The organism is Streptomyces sp. NBC_00503 (genome assembly GCF_036346895.1).
GTDB lineage: Bacteria > Actinomycetota > Actinomycetes > Streptomycetales > Streptomycetaceae > Streptomyces.
In genome coordinates, this window is record NZ_CP107855.1 from 1,701,397 (window position 1) to 1,719,806 (window position 18,410).

17 protein-coding genes and 1 tRNA gene are annotated in these 18,410 nt (G+C 73.1%); 8 read left to right on the plus strand and 10 right to left on the minus strand.

Features of this window, described 5'->3' with window-relative positions; translation table 11 throughout:
• Positions 1 to 11: 11 nt before the first annotated feature.
• The gene (locus OG490_RS07965; protein WP_330295578.1) at positions 12 to 734 is read right to left on the minus strand and encodes a histidine phosphatase family protein; all 723 of its coding nucleotides are present in this window, start codon (positions 732 to 734) and stop codon (positions 12 to 14) included.
• A 235-nt stretch (positions 735 to 969) separates the two neighbouring features.
• Between OG490_RS07965 and corA the strand changes: the two genes are divergently transcribed.
• On the plus strand, positions 970 to 1,935 hold the full coding sequence (gene corA / locus OG490_RS07970) for a magnesium/cobalt transporter CorA (RefSeq protein ID WP_330300822.1): 966 nt from the start codon (positions 970 to 972) through the stop codon (positions 1,933 to 1,935).
• 72 nt (positions 1,936 to 2,007) lie between these two features.
• Here the strand turns inward: corA and OG490_RS07975 are convergent, their stop codons facing one another.
• Positions 2,008 to 2,796, minus strand: coding sequence for a ferritin-like domain-containing protein (locus tag OG490_RS07975; protein WP_330295579.1), 789 nt, complete (start codon positions 2,794 to 2,796; stop codon positions 2,008 to 2,010).
• A gap of 193 nt (positions 2,797 to 2,989) precedes the next feature.
• Entirely contained in the window at positions 2,990 to 4,039 is a 1,050-nt protein-coding gene (locus tag OG490_RS07980) for an LLM class F420-dependent oxidoreductase (protein ID WP_330295580.1), read from the minus strand.
• Positions 4,040 to 4,141: 102 nt separating this feature from the next.
• On the opposite strand from OG490_RS07980, the gene OG490_RS07985 reads away from it, so the two are divergent.
• The gene (locus OG490_RS07985) at positions 4,142 to 5,134 is read left to right on the plus strand and encodes an aldo/keto reductase (protein ID WP_330295581.1); all 993 of its coding nucleotides are present in this window, start codon (positions 4,142 to 4,144) and stop codon (positions 5,132 to 5,134) included.
• A gap of 386 nt (positions 5,135 to 5,520) precedes the next feature.
• Positions 5,521 to 7,962, plus strand: coding sequence for an ATP-binding domain-containing protein (locus OG490_RS07990; protein WP_330300823.1), 2,442 nt, complete (start codon positions 5,521 to 5,523; stop codon positions 7,960 to 7,962).
• Between the two features lie 68 nt (positions 7,963 to 8,030).
• Here OG490_RS07990 and OG490_RS07995 read toward each other — a convergent pair whose 3' ends face one another.
• Positions 8,031 to 8,714 carry a hypothetical protein gene (locus OG490_RS07995; protein WP_330295582.1) on the minus strand — a complete coding sequence of 228 codons (684 nt, stop codon included), beginning with the start codon at positions 8,712 to 8,714 and terminating at the stop codon, positions 8,031 to 8,033.
• A 47-nt stretch (positions 8,715 to 8,761) separates the two neighbouring features.
• On the opposite strand from OG490_RS07995, the gene OG490_RS08000 reads away from it, so the two are divergent.
• Entirely contained in the window at positions 8,762 to 8,950 is a 189-nt protein-coding gene (locus OG490_RS08000) for a DUF5703 family protein (protein WP_112452273.1), read from the plus strand.
• Positions 8,951 to 9,029: 79 nt separating this feature from the next.
• On the opposite strand, the gene OG490_RS08005 is transcribed toward OG490_RS08000, so the two are convergent.
• From OG490_RS08005 to OG490_RS08015, 3 genes are all read right to left on the minus strand, one after another.
• Positions 9,030 to 9,923, minus strand: a complete 894-nt coding sequence (locus tag OG490_RS08005; protein WP_330295583.1) for a chaplin family protein — start codon at positions 9,921 to 9,923, stop codon at positions 9,030 to 9,032.
• A gap of 172 nt (positions 9,924 to 10,095) precedes the next feature.
• Positions 10,096 to 10,329: a chaplin ChpH gene (chpH, locus tag OG490_RS08010; protein ID WP_330295584.1), complete on the minus strand. Its 234-nt coding sequence runs from the start codon at positions 10,327 to 10,329 to the stop codon at positions 10,096 to 10,098.
• 197 nt (positions 10,330 to 10,526) lie between these two features.
• Positions 10,527 to 11,852: a M20/M25/M40 family metallo-hydrolase gene (locus tag OG490_RS08015; protein ID WP_330295585.1), complete on the minus strand. Its 1,326-nt coding sequence runs from the start codon at positions 11,850 to 11,852 to the stop codon at positions 10,527 to 10,529.
• 175 nt (positions 11,853 to 12,027) lie between these two features.
• On the opposite strand from OG490_RS08015, the gene OG490_RS08020 reads away from it, so the two are divergent.
• Both OG490_RS08020 and OG490_RS08025 read left to right on the plus strand, forming a co-directional pair.
• Positions 12,028 to 12,115: transfer RNA gene (locus OG490_RS08020), tRNA-Leu, on the plus strand.
• Positions 12,116 to 12,198: 83 nt separating this feature from the next.
• Positions 12,199 to 12,558: a zinc ribbon domain-containing protein YjdM gene (locus tag OG490_RS08025; RefSeq protein ID WP_330295586.1), complete on the plus strand. Its 360-nt coding sequence runs from the start codon at positions 12,199 to 12,201 to the stop codon at positions 12,556 to 12,558.
• Between the two features lie 96 nt (positions 12,559 to 12,654).
• Here the strand turns inward: OG490_RS08025 and OG490_RS08030 are convergent, their stop codons facing one another.
• The 3 genes from OG490_RS08030 to OG490_RS08040 form a co-directional block, all read right to left on the minus strand.
• On the minus strand, positions 12,655 to 14,199 hold the full coding sequence (locus OG490_RS08030; protein ID WP_330295587.1) for an APC family permease: 1,545 nt from the start codon (positions 14,197 to 14,199) through the stop codon (positions 12,655 to 12,657).
• Positions 14,200 to 14,288: 89 nt separating this feature from the next.
• Positions 14,289 to 15,233, minus strand: coding sequence for a hypothetical protein (locus OG490_RS08035; protein ID WP_330295588.1), 945 nt, complete (start codon positions 15,231 to 15,233; stop codon positions 14,289 to 14,291).
• 441 nt (positions 15,234 to 15,674) lie between these two features.
• On the minus strand, positions 15,675 to 17,330 hold the full coding sequence (locus tag OG490_RS08040) for an FAD-binding dehydrogenase (RefSeq protein WP_330295589.1): 1,656 nt from the start codon (positions 17,328 to 17,330) through the stop codon (positions 15,675 to 15,677).
• 82 nt (positions 17,331 to 17,412) lie between these two features.
• Here OG490_RS08040 and OG490_RS08045 point away from each other — a divergent pair, with 82 nt between their 5' ends.
• Both OG490_RS08045 and OG490_RS08050 read left to right on the plus strand, forming a co-directional pair.
• Complete coding sequence (locus OG490_RS08045; protein ID WP_330295590.1) at positions 17,413 to 17,934, plus strand: NUDIX domain-containing protein; 522 nt, start codon at positions 17,413 to 17,415, stop codon at positions 17,932 to 17,934.
• 18 nt (positions 17,935 to 17,952) lie between these two features.
• The gene (locus tag OG490_RS08050) at positions 17,953 to 18,351 is read left to right on the plus strand and encodes a YidH family protein (protein WP_330295591.1); all 399 of its coding nucleotides are present in this window, start codon (positions 17,953 to 17,955) and stop codon (positions 18,349 to 18,351) included.
• Positions 18,352 to 18,410 lie beyond the last annotated feature (59 nt).

Here is an 18,410-nt window from a genome sequence, read left to right on the forward strand (position 1 = left end):
GCGCCGTTCGATCACACCGCGCCCGCGCCGCCGCCCACGACGGCTTCGCCGCCCGCTTCGGCCTCGTCCGAGGAGGCGGCGGGGTCCCCGGCCGGGGTTTCGCGGGGGGTGAAGGAGGCGAAGTCTCCGGTGTCGCCGAGCCGGAGCAGGAAGGGCCGGGTCGGCGTGTAGCGGATCGCGGTGACCGAGCAGGGGTCGACGTGGATCCGCTGGAAGAGGTCGAGGTGCATGCCGAGGGCGTCCGCGACAAGGGACTTGATGATGTCCCCGTGCGAGCACATCAGGAAGACGGCGTCGGCGCCGTGCTCCTCCTCGATGCGCGCGTCCCACTCCCGTACGGCGTCCACGGCGCGGGCCTGCATGGCGCGCAGGGACTCGCCGGCGGGGAAGGTGGCGGCCGAGGGGTGCTGCTGGACGATGCGCATCAGGGGTTCTTCGGAGAGTTCGGAGAGTTTGCGGCCCGACCAGTCGCCGTAGTGGCATTCGCCGATGCGCTCGTCGGTGTGGAGTGCGAGTCCGGGCCGGGCGGCCAGCAGCGGGGCCAGGGTCTGGGCGCACCGCTCCAGCGGGCTGGTGACGGCGGCGGCGAGCGGTACGCCGGCGAGCCGTCCGGGGAGCGCCGCGGCCTGCTCCCGGCCGCGTTCGTCGAGGTTGACTCCCGGGGTCCATCCGGCGAGCAGTCCGGCGGTGTTGGCGGTGGACCGCCCGTGTCGTACGAGGATCAGCGTGGCCATGCGGCCAGCCTAGGCCGTCTCCTTCGGATCTTGTCGGTCAGGTCCGCGTCGTCCGGTGCCGTGCCTCGCCGTGCTGCCGGGGCTTCCGTGTACTGGACGTACTCGGGTGCCGCGGCAGTGCGGTGCCGGGCGGCGCGGACCCGGCAAGATCCGAAAGAGACGGCCTAGGCGTTCGCGGCGGTGTGCGGACGGGGTGCGGGGCAGGGAGAATGCGCGGGTGATTGTGGACTGCGCGATGTACCGGAACGGCCGCCGCTCCCAGGCGCCCGAGGACTTCTCGGATGCCCTGGACGAGGCGCGGGCGACCGGTGACGCCTTCCTCTGGGTGGGCATGCACGAGCCGACGGAGGCGGAATTCGAGCACGTCAGTGCGGAGTTCGGGCTGCACCCGCTGGCCGTGGAGGACGCCCTGACCGCGCACCAGCGGCCGAAGCTGGAGGTGTACGACGATTCGCTCTTCGTGGTGCTCAAGCCGGTGCGCTACGACGACAACACGGACACGGTGAGCACGGGCGAGCTGATGGTGTTCATCGGCGACTCGTTCGTGGTCACGGTCCGGCACGGCGAGGGGGCCGCGCTGGCCGCGGTGCGCCACCGGCTGGAGCAGGAGCCGGAGGTGCTCAAGCACGGTCCGACGGCGGTGCTGTACGCGGTCTCGGACGCGGTGGTGGACCACTACATCGAGGTGGCCGCCGAACTCCAGGCGGATCTGGAGGAGCTGGAGGCGGAGGTGTTCTCGCCGAACCCGGCGGACACCAAGAACACGGCGGCCCGGATCTACGGCTTCAAGCGGCAGGTCCTGGAGTTCCGCCGGGCGACGAGCCCGCTGCTGCAGCCGATGGACCGGCTCGCCTTCGGGAGCGTGCCCTTCGTGCACGAGCACGCCCAGCCGTTCTTCCGCGACGTCGCCGACCATCTGACGAAGGCCAACGAGTACATCGAGGGCCTGGACCGGCTGCTCTCGGACGCGCTGGCCGCACATCTGGCGCAGATGGGGGTCCGGCAGAACGACGACATGCGCAAGATCTCGGCCTGGGCGGCGATGGCGGCGGTCCCGACGATGGTGGCGGGGATCTACGGCATGAACTTCGAGCACATGCCGGAGCTCAAGCAGGGCTGGGGCTATCCGGCGGTGGTCGTGGTGATGGTGGTCCTGTGTCTGGGGCTGCACCGCATGTTCAAGCGCCGCGGCTGGCTCTGACGCGACCGGCTCCGACGCGGCAGGCTCCGACGCGCAGGGCCCCGTACGGCGGGGCCCCGTACGGCGGGGCCGTCAGGCGAACTCGGGCGCCGTCGTCGCCACGCCGCCCAGGGCGTTCCTGTGCTCCGGCGGGCGCAGGGCGACCATCCGGTGCCAGCCGCCGAACCGCTCGTAGGCGTACACCGCGCGGATCCCGGCGGCGAGCGCGGCGGCCTTGGGCGCGGGCCAGTGCAGCAGGCGTCCCATGTGGCCCATGACGGCGAGGCTCACGTCGCGGTAGACGGCGATCTCGGCGAGCGCGCTCTCGCGCAGCACCCGGTGGATGGTCCGGGCGTGGCCGGCGCGGGCGAGGCGCAGGAGCTCCTCGTGGCAGTAGGCGAGGTGGTTGTCCTCGTCCGCGCTGATCATGCGGACGGCCTTGCCGAGGTCGGGGTGGTCCCCGAAGTGGCGGACCAGCATGACCATCTGTTCGGCGGCGCGCTGTTCGGTGACCCGGCTGTGGGCGAGGTAGACGACGACGTCCTCCTCCCTCAGGGCCCGCTGCCCGCGCAGGGTCTCGTGCGCCAGGCCGATGCCGCGGCGCTCCAGCAGCATCGTGTAGTCGGTCCCGGGCGGGACGGGTACGGGCGCCAGGCCGCGCTTGCGCAGCAGCGCGTTGAAGATCCGGCCGTGCTTGTCCTCGTCGGCCCCGTGCCGGGTGATCTTGGGTGCGAGATCGCGCATGGAGTCGGGGACCAGTGCCGCGATCCGGGCGTTCTCCCAGCCTCCCTGGGCCTCGCCGCCGGCGGCGATGGAGCAGAACAGCTGGAAGGAGTCGTCGTGGTCGACGATCTCCTGGAACAGGCTGCGTGCGGAGAGCATGCATCGAGTCAAAAGCCGATCGGCGGACCGGGCAACCGGGTGCGCCGTGGGGTTCGGCCGAATGAACGAAGACGGCCGATGGCCCCGGGAGCGTAACCCCGCGGGCACCGGGCGCGTTGTTGGCTGTGTCGGCCGTGGCGGGGAAGACCCCCCGAGCCCCCACCACGGCCGCAGAGCATGCGGCTCCGGTCCGTCAGGCGAGGCCCGCGATCTCCATGGCCTCGGTGCCGGCCCGCAGGGCGGCGATCCGCTCGTCCAGGGTGAAGCCGGCCGGGGCGAGCGTCAGGGTGGTGACCCCGGCTTCCGCGTAGGCCCGCATCCCGTCCGCGATGCGTTCCACCGGGCCCAGCAGGGTGGTGGAGTCGATCAGCGAGTGCGGGACGGCGGCGGCCGCCCCCTGCTTGTCGCCCGCCAGGTACTTGTCCTGGATCTCGGCGGCTTCCTTCTCGTAACCCATGCGCTGGGCGAGCTGGTTGTAGAAGTTCTGCTTGCGGCTGCCCATGCCGCCCACGTACAGGGCGGTGTACGGGCGGAACATGTCCGCGAGGCCGGCCACGTCCTCGCCGAGGGCCAGCGGCACGGTCGGGCAGACGTCGAAGCCGTCCATCGTCAGCCCGGCCTTCTCGCGGCCCGCGCGGATGTGCGTGAGCGCGGTGGCCTCCAGGTGCTCGGCGGCTGGGAAGATCAGCAGCGCTCCGTCGGCGATCTCGCCGGTCTGCTCGAGGTTCTTGGGTCCGATGGCGGCGATGTACAGCGGGATGTGCTCGCGCTCGGGGTGCACGGTGAGCTTGAGCGGCTTGCCCGGTCCGCCGGGCAGCGGCAGGGTCCAGTGCTCGCCCTCGTAGGACAGCCGCTCGCGGCTCATCGCCTTGCGGACGATCTCCACGTACTCCCGGGTGCGGGCGAGCGGCTTGTCGAACTTCACCCCGTACCAGCCCTCGGAGACCTGCGGTCCGGAGACGCCGAGGCCGAGCCGGAAACGGCCCTTGGTGAGGGAGTCGAGGGTGGCGGCCGTCATCGCGGTCATCGCGGGCTGGCGGGCCGGGATCTGCAGGATCGCGGAGCCGACGTCGATCCGCTCGGTCTGGGCGGCGACCCAGGCCAGGACGGTCGGGGCGTCGGAGCCGTAGGCCTCGGCGGCCCAGCACACGTCGTAGCCGAGGCGGTCGGCCTCCTGCGCGACGGCGAGGTTGTCGGCGTCCATGCCGGCGCCCCAGTAACCGAGATTGATGCCGAGCCGCATGTGCAGTCCCCTTAGCGGTCAGTACTCATGAGTAACGTCAGTCTGCGGGGACTGTAGCGCGCCCGGGTGCCCCGCGTCAGTGCCCCAGTAGTCTCAGCCCTCATGGAGCAGAGGCATCTCGGCCGCACCGGACTGCGCGTCTCCCGGATCGGTCTCGGCACACTGACCTGGGGCCGGTCGGCGGACGGACCGGACGAGGCGGAAGCCGCCGCGCAGTTGAAGACGTTCTGGAACGCGGGCGGCACCCTCGTCGACACGGCCGACGTGTACGGGGGCGGGGAGGCGGAGTACCTCCTCGGGCAGTTGATCGGTTCCGTCGTGCCGCGGCGGGATCTGGTGATCGCCACGAAGGCGGGCGGGGTCGCGGACCGGGACCGCCCCTTCGACTGCTCCCGCGGCCACCTCCTGGCCGCCCTGGACGAGTCCCTGGCCAGGCTGAACACGGACTACGTCGACCTCTGGCAGGTCCACGCCTTCGACCCCGGCACCCCGCTGGAGGAGACCCTCCAGGCACTGGACCTGGCGGTCAGCAGCGGCCGGGCACGGTACGCCGGGGTGTCCAACTTCAGCGGCTGGCAGCTGGCGAAGGCGGCGACCTGGCAGATCGCCGCACAGGGGGTACGGACTCGGCTGGCATCGACCCAGATGGAGTACTCCCTGCTCCAGCGGGGCGTGGAGCGCGAGGTCGTCCCGGCCGCCCTCGACCTGGGCGTATCCCTCCTCCCCTCGTCCCCCTTGGGCCGGGGCGTCCTGACGGGCAAGTACCGGGGCGGCACCCCGGCCGACTCCCGGGGCGCCTCGGAAACCCTGGCCGCCTTCGTGGACCCGTACCTGGACGACGCGGCGAGCCGCATCGTGGACGCGGTCGCCACGGCCGCCCACGGACTGGCGGTGACCCCGCTCCAGGTGGCCCTGGCATGGGTCCGGGACCGTCCGGGGGTGGCCGCCCCCATCGTCGGCGCGCGGACATCGGCGCAGCTCGGGGCGGCCCTGTCGGTGGAGACGCTTAGTCTTCCGGAGGAGATCCGCCGAGCCCTGGACGACGTCTCGGCGCCTGTCCACCGCTATCCCGATCAGGACTGGAGCACCTTGTGAGCGAAACCGCCGCCGCGGAAACCCCGGCCACCCCCGGCCCCGAGGCCGGCCCCGCCGACACCGCTGCCGCGGAAGCCGTTGGCGCCGAGGCCGGTGACACCGAGACCCCGGGGTCCGGCGAAGCCGACAGCTCCGAGGCCGGCGGGTCCGGCGAAGCCGACCGCACCGAGGCCGGCGGGTCCGGCGAAGCCGACCGCACCGAGGCCGGCGGGTCCGGCGAAGCCGACCGCACCGAGGCCGGCGGGTCCGGCGAAGCCGACCGCACCGAGGCCGGCGGGTCCGGCGAAGCCGACCGCACCGAGGCCGGCGGGTCCGGCGAAGCCGACCGCACCGAGGCCGGTGGTGACGAGGCCTCCGAGTCGGGCGAAGCCGAGGCCGACACGACCCTGCAGACGGACGCCACGCCCGAGGCCGACGAAGCCGAGGCCGAGCCGCCCGCACCCACGAACACCACCGCCGGGTCCGGCGAAGCCGGTGACGCCGAGGCCTCGGAGGCGCTCGGCGCTGCGTCCGGCGAAGCCGGTGACAGCGGCCCGGAGGCGTCGCCTTCCGGCGAAGCCGGGAGCGGGGACGGGGAGTCGCAGGACGCCGAGCCTGCCGGGGCGACCGCCCCCGAGCCGGACTCCGGCGAAGCCGGGAGTGGGGACGGGTCCGGGGCGGAGCCCCAGGGAACGGTGGAAGGGCGGGTAGGGGAAAGCCCCGCAGGGGCCACCGACCCCGACGGGCCCGTCGAAGGCGCGGCGGACGGAGCCGACCCGGCGCAGGCCGACGCCGAGACCACCACCGGGGAGGCCACCGAGGCCGCCGAGGCCAAGCCCGCGCTGAGCGAAGCGGCGGCGGAACTGGCCGCCCAGAAGATCGAGCGGGAGCGCATCGCCCGGCGCAAGGCCGAGCGCGAGGCCCCCATCGAGGCCGGGGCGAAGCTCAGCGGGACGGCCGCCGATCTCCTGGCCGCCGTACGGGCCGTGGAGAGCGGCGCCCGGCCCCCCGCCCCGCTCCGCCGCCCGGCCCAGGCGGAGGCACACGCACCGGCACAGGCACACGCACCGGCCCCGCCGGAGGCCACCGCGCCCGCGCCGGAGCGCGCACCCGCACCCGCCCCCACGCCGACGCCCACGCCCCCGCGGGAGCCCTCCCCCGACGCCGTGCAGGCGCTCCGCGCCCTCCTCGCCCGCGGCGGGGCCCCCGAGTCCCTGGCCCCGCAGGCGGCCCTCGCGCTCGGCGCCGACGCTGCCGGTCAGCTCGCCGAATCCCCCTGGCGGCTCCTCGCCGTCGCCGGGGTCCGCCCGACCCAGGCCGACGGGTTCGCCCGCGCCCTCCTCGGCCCCGACGAGACCGGTCCCGGGGACGAGCGGCGGGCCGCCGCCCTGGTGGGCTGGCTGCTCGGCCAGGCCGCCGCCAAGGGGCACACGGTGCTCGACGCACCCACCCTGGAGTCCGCCCTCGCCCAGTACGGCGTGCCCGACCCGGCCGAGGCGCTGGAGGCGGCCGTCGGGGACGGAGCCGTCCTCACCTTCGAGGAGCCGGTCGGCCCGCCCGTCGCCGAGGACGAGGAGCAGCCCGTACGGATCCTCGTGGGCCTGGAAGGCTCCGCCATGGCCGAGGAGAGCCTCGCCGAGGGCCTGGCGCGGCTCGCCAACACCTTCACGGACCCCGCCGACTGGGACAAGGCCGCCGGAGGCAACGGCCCCGGCGCCGAGCTGATCCGCGCGGTCGCCGCGCACGGGCTGGTCACCCACACCGGCGGCGAGGCCGCCCGCGCCGAGCCCTTCGCCCTGCTCGCGGCCGCCCGGGAGGCCGGTCTGCGGGCCTGGCTGGCGGCGCACGCCCCGGCCGCCGAAGGTGGACAGGGCGCCGAGGGCGCCGTCACGGTGGCCGGTCTGCTGGCCGGGGCCGAGGGCCCCGGCCGGAATGCTGACGGGCAGTTCGCGCTGGACCTGCTCATCGTGCTGGACGCCCCGCAGCTGGACGTGGAGACGGCGGCGGCGCTGGTGGAGTCCGTGCCCGACGGCGCCCGCCTGGTGCTGTCCGGCGATCCGGGGGTGCTCGGCAGCGCCGGCCCCGGCCGGGTCTTCGCCGATGTGCTCGCGGCCCGCGCCTTCCCGCAGTTCGTCTCCCGCGTCCCGGATCCCGGCCCGATCGGCGAGCTGGTCTCGGGGGTCGGGATCGGGGAGCTGAACCAGGTGGACGCCCCCGGCAAGGAGGTCGTCATCGTTCCGGTGCGCGACGCCGGGGAGGCCGTGCACCGCACCGTGCAGCTGGTCTCCGAGTCGGTGCCGCGCGCCTTCGGGATCCCGGCGGACGCCGTCCAGGTCATCACCCCGGGCCACGGCGGCTCGGCAGGTACCCGGGCGCTCAACGCCGCCCTCAAGGAGCGGCTGAACCCCGGTCCCGGCCGGTTCGGCGGCTTCGATCCGGGGGACCGCGTGGTCCACGTGCCCTCCGCCGGGCGGGCGCTGCCGGCCCGGGTGGTGTCGGCCGACGCGCAGGGGCTGCATCTGGAGGCAGCCGCGGGCGCGCGGATCCTCGTACCGAAGGAGCGGGTGGAGTCCCAGGTGCGGCACGGCTGGGCCGTGACGGCGCACCAGGCCGTGGGTTCGCGCTGGCCGGCCGTGGTCGTCGTACTGCCCGGGGACGCGGCGCAGGCCCTGTCCCGGGAGTGGGTGTACACGGCGTTCGGGCGCGCCGGACGCCACCTGTCGGTGGTGCACGGGGTGGACCAGGCCCTGCCCCGCGCCGTCGCGGAGGTGCTCGCGAAGCCCCGTACGACCCGGCTGACGGCCCTGCTCCGGGCGCTCGCCGCGGCGGCTCAGGCGCAGCCCGAGTAGGAGACGCGCCGCGGCCCCCGTCCCGGGTGGGACGGGGGCCGCGGCGTTTCGCCGTGCGCGGGGTCCGGTCAGGCCGGGGCGAGGCCCGGCTGGGCCGCCTCGTCCTGGGCGTCCTCGGCGTCCTCGGCGTCCTCGTCTAGGTACTCGCCGTCCTGCTCCTCGTCGAAGACCGAGCTGACGTCGAAGCGGTGCATCACGTCCTGCGGATCGATGTGCGTGAAGGGCGTGCTCAGCCACTCCCCCGGTTCCGTGACCTCCTCCGAGGCGGCGATCCAGAGCGTGGAGTCCCCCTCCTCCAGACCGAAGTCCTTGGCACGGGAGGCGATCTCGTCCGGCTCGTACTCGCCGAAGAGCACCCCGATCGCGTCGGCGGTACCGCCGTCCCGGTCGAGTTCGGCTTCGCGGTCGTGCGCGACGACCCGCTCGGCCTGGGCGATCAGGCGGGCCGGTTCGACGACGGCGTAGTCGCGGCGGATGAGCACGCTGAAGGCGGCGGGCTCGGCGGGCCCGGTGTACGGGAGCCCGTCCTCGGGAGTGGGGATCTCGAAGGGGGTGACCTCGTCGTAGCGGTCGTAGAGGAGTTCGTCGTACTCCTCGGCGGCGGCGGCGAGTTCGTTGAACGCCGTGTAGACGTCCGGGTCATCGTCCCCGGTCCTGCTCTCGACCGCGGCGAGGTGACGGTCGAGCGCGGCCTTGACCGCCTCGGCGGCGGCGCGTACCTCGGCAACAGTGGGCAGAGCGGCATCAGACATAGTGCAGACGCTATCCGTAGCAGGGCTCTGCACGCACAATAGATGCGATGCCGGAATACGAATTTGTCGACCTGTACGTGCCCCGAGGGGTTCCGCGCCAGGAAACGACCCGCCTGTTGACCGATCATGCCGAGTACGGGCATTGGGAGCTCGACCGGCTGACGCTGCTCCGGGACGGCAGTCGCCGTGTCCGGCTGCGCCGCCGGATCATCCGTCAGGTCCGCGCGACCTGGTGACCCGGATCCGCTTCGCGGGCGCCTCCCGGCCGTGGCCGGCGGGCACCCGCGATGCGGAGGGATTCCGGGTGAACAGCCGTCAGGCGGCCTTGCGCGCCCGGCGGTAGAGCACGGCGCCGGCCAGCAGCATGCCCGCGGCCAGGGGCACTCCGACGGTGAGGGCGTCACCGGCGCCGGTCTCGGCCAGTCCCCCGGCCGGGGTCGAACCCGTACCGGTGCCGGTTCCCTGGGCGGGGTAGGTGACCGGGGTCACGGAGCCGGCGCCGGGGCCAGTGCCTGTGCCCGGGCCGGTGGGCGTTCCGGGCTGCCCGGTGCCGGGAGTACCGGGGTTCCCCGGGTTCCCGCCCGGATTGCCCGGCGTACCGGGGCCGCCGGGGTTCCCGTGGTCCCCTGGGCTGCCATGGTCGCCGGGGGTGCCCGGGTTCCCGTGGTCACCCGGCCCGCCCGGGTTCCCGTGGTCACCCGGCCCGCCCGGATTCCCGTGGTCGCCCGGAGTGCCGTGATCGCCCGGGGTGCCCGGGTTCCCGTGATCGCCGGGGGTACCCGGGTTCCCGTGGTCGCCGGGTGTGCCGTGGTCGCCCGGGTTCCCGTGGTCGCCCGGGGTGCCGTGATCGCCCGGCCCGCCCGGGTTCCCCTGGTCTCCCGGGTGGTCGCCCTCGTCGCACGGCTCGTCGGGGTTGCCCGGGTGCTCCGGGTGCTGCGGGTGGCCCGGTCGGCCCGAGACGTTCGCGCAGCGGTTGCCGAAGGCCGGGTTCAGGGCCCCCACCACCGTCACCGTGTTCCCGCAGGCGTTCACCGGTGCGTCCACGGGTGCCTGAACGGTGTTCCCGGACAGCAGGCCCGGTGAGTGTGCGGTGTGGCCGGAGGCCGCGGAGTCCGCGTGTGCGTATCCCCCGCCGATCGCGAGCAGACCCCCCGCGGCCGCCATGGTGATCAAGGTCTTCCTGCCGGTGACCTGTACCTGTCGTCGCATCTGTACTTCGTCCCCTGGTGTGCGTGGTGCACGCGCACGCGCGCGCACGCTCGGCCGGCGCACTGGCCGCACAGGCTCCCCCGCCTGGTGCGCCGGAAGATCGATGTCGGGCCGTAAAGCCCGGCGGCCCCGGAGCGCTGGAATGCGCTCCGGGGCCAGAACTTCAGAAACTTCAGGCGTTGACGCAGGTGTTGCCGAAAGCCGGGTTCAGCAGACCGATCACGGAGACCGTGTTGCCGCAGACGTTCACGGGAACGTGGATCGGAACCTGGACGACGTTGCCGGACAGGACACCGGGGGAGCCGATGGCCGCACCCTGCGCACCCGCGTCGGCGACAGCCAGACCCGCACCCGCGAGAACCAGACCACCGGTGACAGCCGCAGCGGCGGCAACCTTCTTGAACATTGTTCCTCCTAGTAGGCAAGCGCGGTCCCAGCCGCGGACCGCACCACCTGTAACGAGGAGGGATCACCAGGGCTACGAGCGTATGAGCGCATTCACTCTTCTCAGTGGAATCCGCACACCTTCCCGATTCTCCGGCGTTAGCTACCTCCCGATTCCTCCCGGTCCCCCGGGGAACCCTCAGGACTCGTCAGAACTCGTCAGGACTCGTCGATGAACCGGTCGAGCACGCGCACGCCGAACTTGAGGCCCTCCACCGGCACGCGCTCGTCCACACCGTGGAACATCCCGGCGAAGTCCAGCTCCGGCGGCAGCTGCAGCGGCGCGAAGCCGAAGCAGCGGATGCCGAGGTCGTCGAAGGACTTGGCGTCCGTACCGCCGGAGAGCATGTACGGGACCGCGCGCGCGATCGGGTCATGGGCCTTGAGGGCGGTCTGCATGGCGTCCACGAGCTTGCCGTCGAAGCCCGTCTCCAGCGCCTTGTCCGCGTGGACGTCCTCCCGCTTCACGCGCGGGCCCAGGATCCGGTCGAGGTCGGTGAAGAACTCCTCCTCGTAGCCCGGCAGGAAGCGGCCGTCCACGTGGGCGGTGGCCTGGCCCGGGATGACGTTGACCTTGTAGCCGGCGCCGAGCATGGTCGGGGCGGCCGAGTTGCGCAGGGTCGCGCCGACCATCTTGGCGATGCCGCCGAGCTTGGCGAGCGTGGCCTCCATGTCGTCCGGGTCGAGCGGGGTGCCCAGCGCGTCCGAGAGCTCGTCCAGGAAGTGGCGCACGGTCTTGGTGACCCGTACCGGCCAGGTGTGGCGGCCCAGGCGCCCCACGGCCTCGCACAGCTCCGTGATGGCGTTGTCGTTGTTGGTCATCGACCCGTGGCCGGCGGTGCCCTCGACGGTGAGCCGCATCCAGTGCATGCCCTTCTGGGCCGTCTCCACCAGGTACAGCCGCAGGTTCTCGTTCACGGTGAAGGAGAAGCCGCCGACCTCGCCGATCGCCTCGGTGACCCCCTCGAAGAGCCCGGGGTGCTTGTCGACGAGGTGCCGGGCGCCGTAGGTGCCGCCCGCCTCCTCGTCGGCGAGGAAGGCCAGCACGATGTCGCGCGGGGGCTTGCGGCCGCTGCGCATGCGGTCGCGCACGACGGCCAGCGTCATCGCGTCCATGTCCTTCATGTCGACCGCGCCGCGGCCCCACACGCAGCCGTCGGCGATCTCGCCGGCGAAGGGGTCATAGGTCCAGTCGGCCGCGTTGGCGGGGACCACGTCGGTGTGCCCGTGGATCAGCAGCGCCGGACGCGAGGGGTCCTCGCCCTCGATGCGCGCCACGGTCGAGGCGCGCCCCTTGTGCGATTCGAAGATCTGCGGTTCCAGCCCGACTTCGGCGAGCTGCTCGGCGACCCATTCGGCCGCCTTGCGCTCGCCGGGGCCGGAGTGGTCCCCGTAGTTGCTGGTGTCGATCCGGATGAGGTCCCGGCAGAGGTCGACGACCTCGTCCTCGCCGGATACGGTCCTGCCCGCGCTCGACTCGCTCACGCTGCTTCCTCCCACTGACCACTGATCGGTACCGAACTGCCTCCCATCCTCCCGCTCCGGGCCGCTGCGCCCAAGGCCGGACCCGGCCGTCGGGGGGTGTGATCGAGGACCCCGGAATGTTTGGTAATGTTTTCCACGTCGGAACGGCCCGCGAGGGACGCGAGACAGACACCTTGTCCGGGTGGCGGAATGGCAGACGCGCTAGCTTGAGGTGCTAGTGCCCTTTATCGGGCGTGGGGGTTCAAGTCCCCCCTCGGACACCAACGGGAAACCCCACTTCACGTGGGGTTTTCTGCGTTTGTGGGGCACGGGACGGGCGAAGGTCCGGTGGGGATATTCTGGGGAAGTGAATGAGAATCTTCCTCCTTGTCCCAAATGTTCCTGCGAGTACACCTACGAGATGAACGCGCTCGTGGTGTGCCCCGAGTGCGGTCACGAGTGGGTGCCCGCCGAAGAGGACGCGCAGGCCTCGGCGGGCTCCGGGGAGCGGGTCGTGAAGGACTCCGTGGGCAATGTGCTCAGCGACGGGGACACCGTGACCGTGGCCAAGGCGCTCAAGGTCAAGGGCAGCCCCTCGGGGATCAAGGCCGGCACGAAGGTCCGTAACATCCGGCTCATCGACGGGGTCGACGGACACGACATCGACTGCAGGATCGACGGCTTCGGCGCGATGCAGCTCAAGTCCAGCGTGGTCAAGAAGGCCTGACCGCGGGCGGATGCGAGGAGAGGGGCCCCGCCGTGGCGGGGCCCCTCTCCTCGTGTCCGGTCCCGATCGGGCGCGGTCGGCCCGGGTCGGGCGCGGTCAGTCGCCCGGGATGGCCTCGGCCGCCTGGTCGAGGCGGAAGGCCTCGTTGCCCAGGCCGATGCGGGCGTGCACCTCGGGGCGCGAGGAGCGCAGGAACAGGCCGTACGCCAGGCCCACCACGGCCGCGGCGCCGATGATGCCGGGCAGCACCCAGCTCAGCGCGGAGCCCTCCTCGGCGGCGACCAGGACGCCGAAGTCCCTGACGGTGTAGACGGCGATGGCGAGCAGCGCGATGCCGGCCAGGCCCGCCGCGACGAGCCGCCAGACCTGGGCGCCCGCGGTGCCCCGGCGGACGAAGAAGGCGATGACGGCGAAGGAGGCCGCGGCCATCAGCAGGGTCACGCCGAGGGCGCCGACGCTGCCCATCCAGGTGAACAGGTGCAGGACGGGCGTGGTGGGGTCGCCGGCGGGCAGGTCATCGGTGAACGCGAAGGCGAGGACGACGACCACGGAGATCACCGTCTGCAGGAGCGAGCCGGTGGCGGGGGCGCCGGTACCGGCGTTGGTGCGGCCGAAGGAGGCCGGCAGCAGGCCCTCGCGGCCCATGGCGAAGGCGTAGCGGGCGACGACGTTGTGGAAGCTCAGCATCGCCGCGAACATGCCGGTCACGAACAGGACGTGCAGGGCGTCGGTGAAGGCGGTGCCCAGGCGGCTCTCGGTGAGCTGGAAGAGCAGGCCGGGGCCGGCTTCGGCGGAGGCCTTGACCACCTCGCCGGGGCCGGTGGCGACGGTGAGGGCCCAGGCGCTGAGCGCGAAGAAGAGGGCGACGAAGCCGACGGCGAGGAACATCACGCGGGAGACGACGATGTGCGGCTTGCTGGTCTCCTCGGCGTAGACCGGGGACTGCTCGAAGCCCACGAAGGCGGCGATGCAGAAGCACAGGGCGGTGCCGAGGCCGGCGCCGCTGAGGGTCGCGGGGTCGAAGGCGTGCAGCGAGAGGCCGTCGGGGCCGGGCTTGCCGAGGGCCGCGGCGTCGAAGACGACGACGAGGACGACCTCGATGAGCAGGAGGACGCCCAGCACCTTGGCGTTGAGGTCGATCTTGAGCCAGCCGAGGGCGCCGGTGAGGGCTACGGCGGCCAGGGCCGGTATCCACCAGGCGAGTGTGATGTCGAGGTAGGTGGCGAAGAGGCTGGAGACCTCGAAGCCGAGGATGCCGTAGACGCCGACCTGCATGGCGCTGTACGCGACGAGGGCGACGAGCGAGGCGCCGGCGCCGGCGGTGGGGCCGAGCCCGCGCGCGATGTAGGCGTAGAAGGCGCCGGCGTTGTGGACGTGCCGGCTCATCTCGGCGTAGCCGATGCTGAAGAGCGCGAGGACGACGCCGAGGATGACGAACAGCAGGGGCTGTCCGACGATGCCCATGACCCCGAAGGTGGTGGGCATGACACCCGCCACCACCATCAGGGGGGCGCTCGCGGCGAGTACGGAGAGCAGCAGGCCCGCGGTGCCGAGGCGGTCGGCGCGCAGGGCGCGGTCCTGGCCCTTGTACGTGCTGATCTCGGCCGGGTCGGTGAGCGTGGTGGATCTGCCCGTCGGCATGGCGGGTGGTCCTTTCGGCGGGGAAGTCTTGCGGGGCGGGGACGAGCGGGGCGAGCTGGACTGCGGCCGCGGGCGGCCCGGGCGGAGGTTCAGGTGCCCAGCGCGGCGCTGCGGGCGGCGAGGAAGGCCTTGTGCGGGTCGAGGTCGGGGTAGGACCACGGGGCGCGGGTGGCGTGGCTGCCGATGCGGTGGAAGAGGGCCGCGGCTTCGGCGGGGCGACCCTCGCAGAGTTTGGCGTGGGCCAGGAAGTTGAGGTCCACGCGGTTGCGGGGGTGGTCCTCGCGCTCCCACTCCAGCCACCAGTCGAAGGCGGAGCGCAGCACCTGGCGGGCGCGGCGGCCGGACCAGTGAGCGGCGATCCCGTCGGGGGTGTGCCCGTGGACGGCGGCGAGGACCCGGTAGCGCTCGGCGTGGGCGATGACGGGGAGGACGGCGAGCGGGGAGTCGGCCGGGGATTCCTCGGCGGCCCAGGCGGCGAAGTCGTAGACCTCGTGGAGCGGGTCGTGGCCGGAGCCGGGGGTGCGCTCGGCCAGCAGGGAGACCATCAGGTGGTGGGCGTGGTGGTGTTCGCGGTGGCGGGCCCGCACCTGGTCGAAGTGGCGGCTGAACTCCTCTTCGGTGCCGAAGGCCCGGCTCAGGAGCAGCAGGCCGAGCCAGGGGGTGGGGTCGGCCGGGAAGAGGGCGGCGGCCCGGTGGCAGGCTTCCTCGGCGGCCTCGGGGGTGCCCTTGCGGCGCAGGGCGGTGAAGACGGCCGCGCAGGCGAGGAGGGTGACGGCGTCGGCGCTCTCCGGTTCGGCGAGGAGCCATTCGCGTGCCCAGGCGGTGGCGGCCGGGGTCTCGGCGAGGACGACGAGGCGGTGGCCGCGGCGGTCCCAGTCGTCGCCGGTGGCCACCAGGAGGGAGCGTGCCTTGGCCCAGCGGCCCTGGGTGAACTGGGTCCGTACGTCGACGAGTTCGGAGTCGCAGAGCGCCGGATCGAAGAGCTGGGCGTCCCGCTTGCGGGCGCGGCCGAGGGGCGGCGGAGGCGGAGACATCCGCGGTTTCCCTCCAAGGCGCGGGCGGTTGGGCGGTGTTGCCGAATGATCACGCACAGCAAAGCGGTACGCACAGCTCCGCGTCAAGGTCCAGTCCACTGGCTGGCGCGTTTCAACTGGTCCGAAAAGTTGCGTAGTTGACTGACTTACGCCTCTTCGTGGCCGGGTTCGCGACGCCCCGCGGCGATAGCGGCCGGGCTCGCGGGGCGGGTCCGCGACGGCCTGTGACCTGGCGATGGGGGCCGGGCGGCAGGCGGCCGCGCACCCCGCCCGATGTCGGCCGGCTGTACTGGAGGTGACGGCCGCGGGAGCGCCGCGTCTCGGCACGTGGACCTCACGCACGCCCCCGCGCAGGGCGGGGGTCGCGCGTCAGTGGCCGAATGGTGCTCGTTCCACGGGGAGTTACACCACCGCCCGGCCCGCGGCGCGGCCGGGGACCGCTCAGCCCACCGCCCGGCCCGCGGCGCGGCCGGCCGCGCGGCCCGAGAAGATGCAGCCCCCGAGGAAGGTGCCCTCCAGGGCCCGGTAGCCGTGGACGCCTCCGCCGCCGAAGCCCGCGGCCTCGCCCGCCGCGTAGAGGCCCGGCAGGGGTTCGCCCGTCTCCGTCAGGACCCGGGAGGAGAGGTCGGTCTCCAGTCCGCCCAGTGACTTGCGGGTCAGGATCGAGAGCCGGACGGCGATCAGCGGGCCCGCCGCCGGGTCCAGGATCCGGTGCGGGGCGGCGGTGCGGATCAGCTTGTCGCCGAGGTACTTGCGGGCTCCGTGGATCGCCGTGACCTGGAGGTCCTTGGTGAAGGGGTTGGCGATCTCCCGGTCCCGGGCGACGATCTCCCGGCGGACCGTCTCCTCGTCGAGCAGCCCTTCCTTCGTCACCGCGTTCATGCCGCGGACCAGGGCGGCGAGGTCCTTCTCGACGACGAAGTCTGCGCCGTTGTCCATGAAGGCCTTCACCGGGCCGGGTACGGCCTGGCGTGCGCGGTCGATGACCCCGCGGACAGACTTGCCCGTCAGGTCGGGGTTCTGCTCGGAGCCCGAGAGCCCGAACTCCCTGCCGATGATGCGCTGGTTGAGGACGAACCAGGTGTGGTCGTGGCCGGTCTTCATGATGTGGTCGAGCGTGCCGAGGGTGTCGAAGCCCGGGAAGAGCGGTACGGGCAGCCGCTTGCCGGTGGCGTCGAGCCAGAGCGAGGACGGGCCGGGCAGGATGCGGATGCCGTGCCGGGACCAGATCGGGTTCCAGTTCTCGATGCCCTCGGTGTAGTGCCACATCCGGTCCTTGTTGATGTGGCTGGCGCCCGCCTCCTCCGCGATGCCCAGCATCAGGCCGTCCACGTGCGCCGGGACCCCGGAGAGCAGCCGCTCGGGCGGGGTGCCGAGCCGGGCCGGCCACTGCTTGCGCACGAGGTCGTGGTTGCCGCCGATGCCGCCGCTGGTCACGATCACGGCCTGGGCGCGCAGGGAGAACTCCCCGGTGCTCCCGCGTCCGCTCGCGGTGCCCCGTACGGCGTCGGAGGGGGTCAGGATCTCGCCCGTGACGGTGTCGAGGGTGCCGCCGGTGCGCGCGAGCCCGGTGACCCGGTGGCGGAACTTCAGCTGGACCAGGCCCCGGGCCACCCCGGCGCGGACCCGGCGTTCGAAGGGGGCCACCAGGCCGGGGCCGGTGCCCCAGGTGATGTGGAAGCGGGGGACGGAGTTGCCGTGGCCGTTCGCGTCGTAGCCGCCGCGCTCCGCCCAGCCGACCACGGGGAAGAAGCGGACCCCCTGGGCGTGCAGCCAGGGGCGCTTCTCGCCGGCCGCGAAGTCCACGTAGGCCTCGGCCCAGCGGCGCGGCCAGGCGTCCTCCTCGCGGTCGAAGCCGGCGGTGCCGGCCCAGTCCTGGAGGGCCAGCTCGCGGGTGTCCTTGATCCGCATGCGGCGCTGCTCGGGCGAGTCGACGAAGAACAGGCCGCCGAAGGACCAGTGCGCCTGGCCTCCGATGGACTGTTCGGGCTCCTGGTCGAGCAGGATGACCTTGCGGCCGGCGTCGACGAGCTCGGCGGTGGCCACGAGGCCCGCGAGCCCGGCCCCGATCACGATCACGTCTGCGTCGTACGTCATGTGGAACCCGTCCTCCGTCGATGGTGGGGCGATCCTTTGCTACGGAGCGGTAACCAGTCAACAGGAGTGAGGGGACGAAGCCATGGGCGCGGCCGACGAGGTACTGGACGTGGTCGACCGGGAGGACCGGGTGACGGGGCGGGCCCGGCGCGGCGAGGTGTACGCGGCCGGACTGATCCACCGGTGCGTGTTCGTGCTGGCCAGGGACGGACGGGGGCGGGTGTTCGTGCACCGCCGCACGGCCTCGAAGCTGGTCTTCCCCTCGCACTACGACATGTTCGTGGGCGGGGTGGTCGGGGCCGGCGAGAGCTACGCCGAGGCCGCCCTGCGGGAGGCCGAGGAGGAGCTGGGGGTATCGGGGCTGGCGCAGCCGGAGCCGCTGTTCAAGTTCCTGTACGAGGGTCCGGGCGGGGCCTGGTGGTCCTACGTCCACGAGGTCCGCTGCGAGCTGCCGGTGCGGCCGCAGGCCTCGGAGGTGGCCTGGCACACCTGGCTCCCGGAGGAGGAGGTCGCGCGGCGGGTCGAGGACGGCTCGTGGCCCTGGGTGGCGGACGGCCTGGCGGCGTACCGACGGCTGCGGGCGTTCCGTGCGGATGGCGCGTAGGCCAGTAGATTGGTGCAGGTGATCGACTTCGGCAGGGACGTACGGCTCTGGTTCGCACCGGAGCGGGTGAAAGAAGAGGGCGAGACCCCCGACTACCGCTTCTCGCTGGCCAACGAGCGGACCTTCCTGGCCTGGATCCGGACCGCCCTGGCCCTGGTCGGCGGCGGTTTCGCCGTCGACCAGTTCCTGCCCGACCTGCGCTGGGGGGTCCGCGTCGGCATGGCCTTCGCGCTGCTCGCGGTGGGCGGGGCCTGCGCGCTGCGGGCGGTGAACCACTGGGTGCAGTGCGAGCGGGCGATGCGGCGCGGCGAGGACCTGCCGCTGTCCCGGTTCCCGGTGGTGCTGAGCCTGGGGGTGGGGCTGGTCGCGGCGGCGATGGTGGTGGTCGTGCTGCTGGGCTGGACCACCGGGCGGTGAGCGGCGGGGCGCTCAGCGGCAAGGACGGCAAAGACGGCAAGGACGCCCACGCGGGCGGC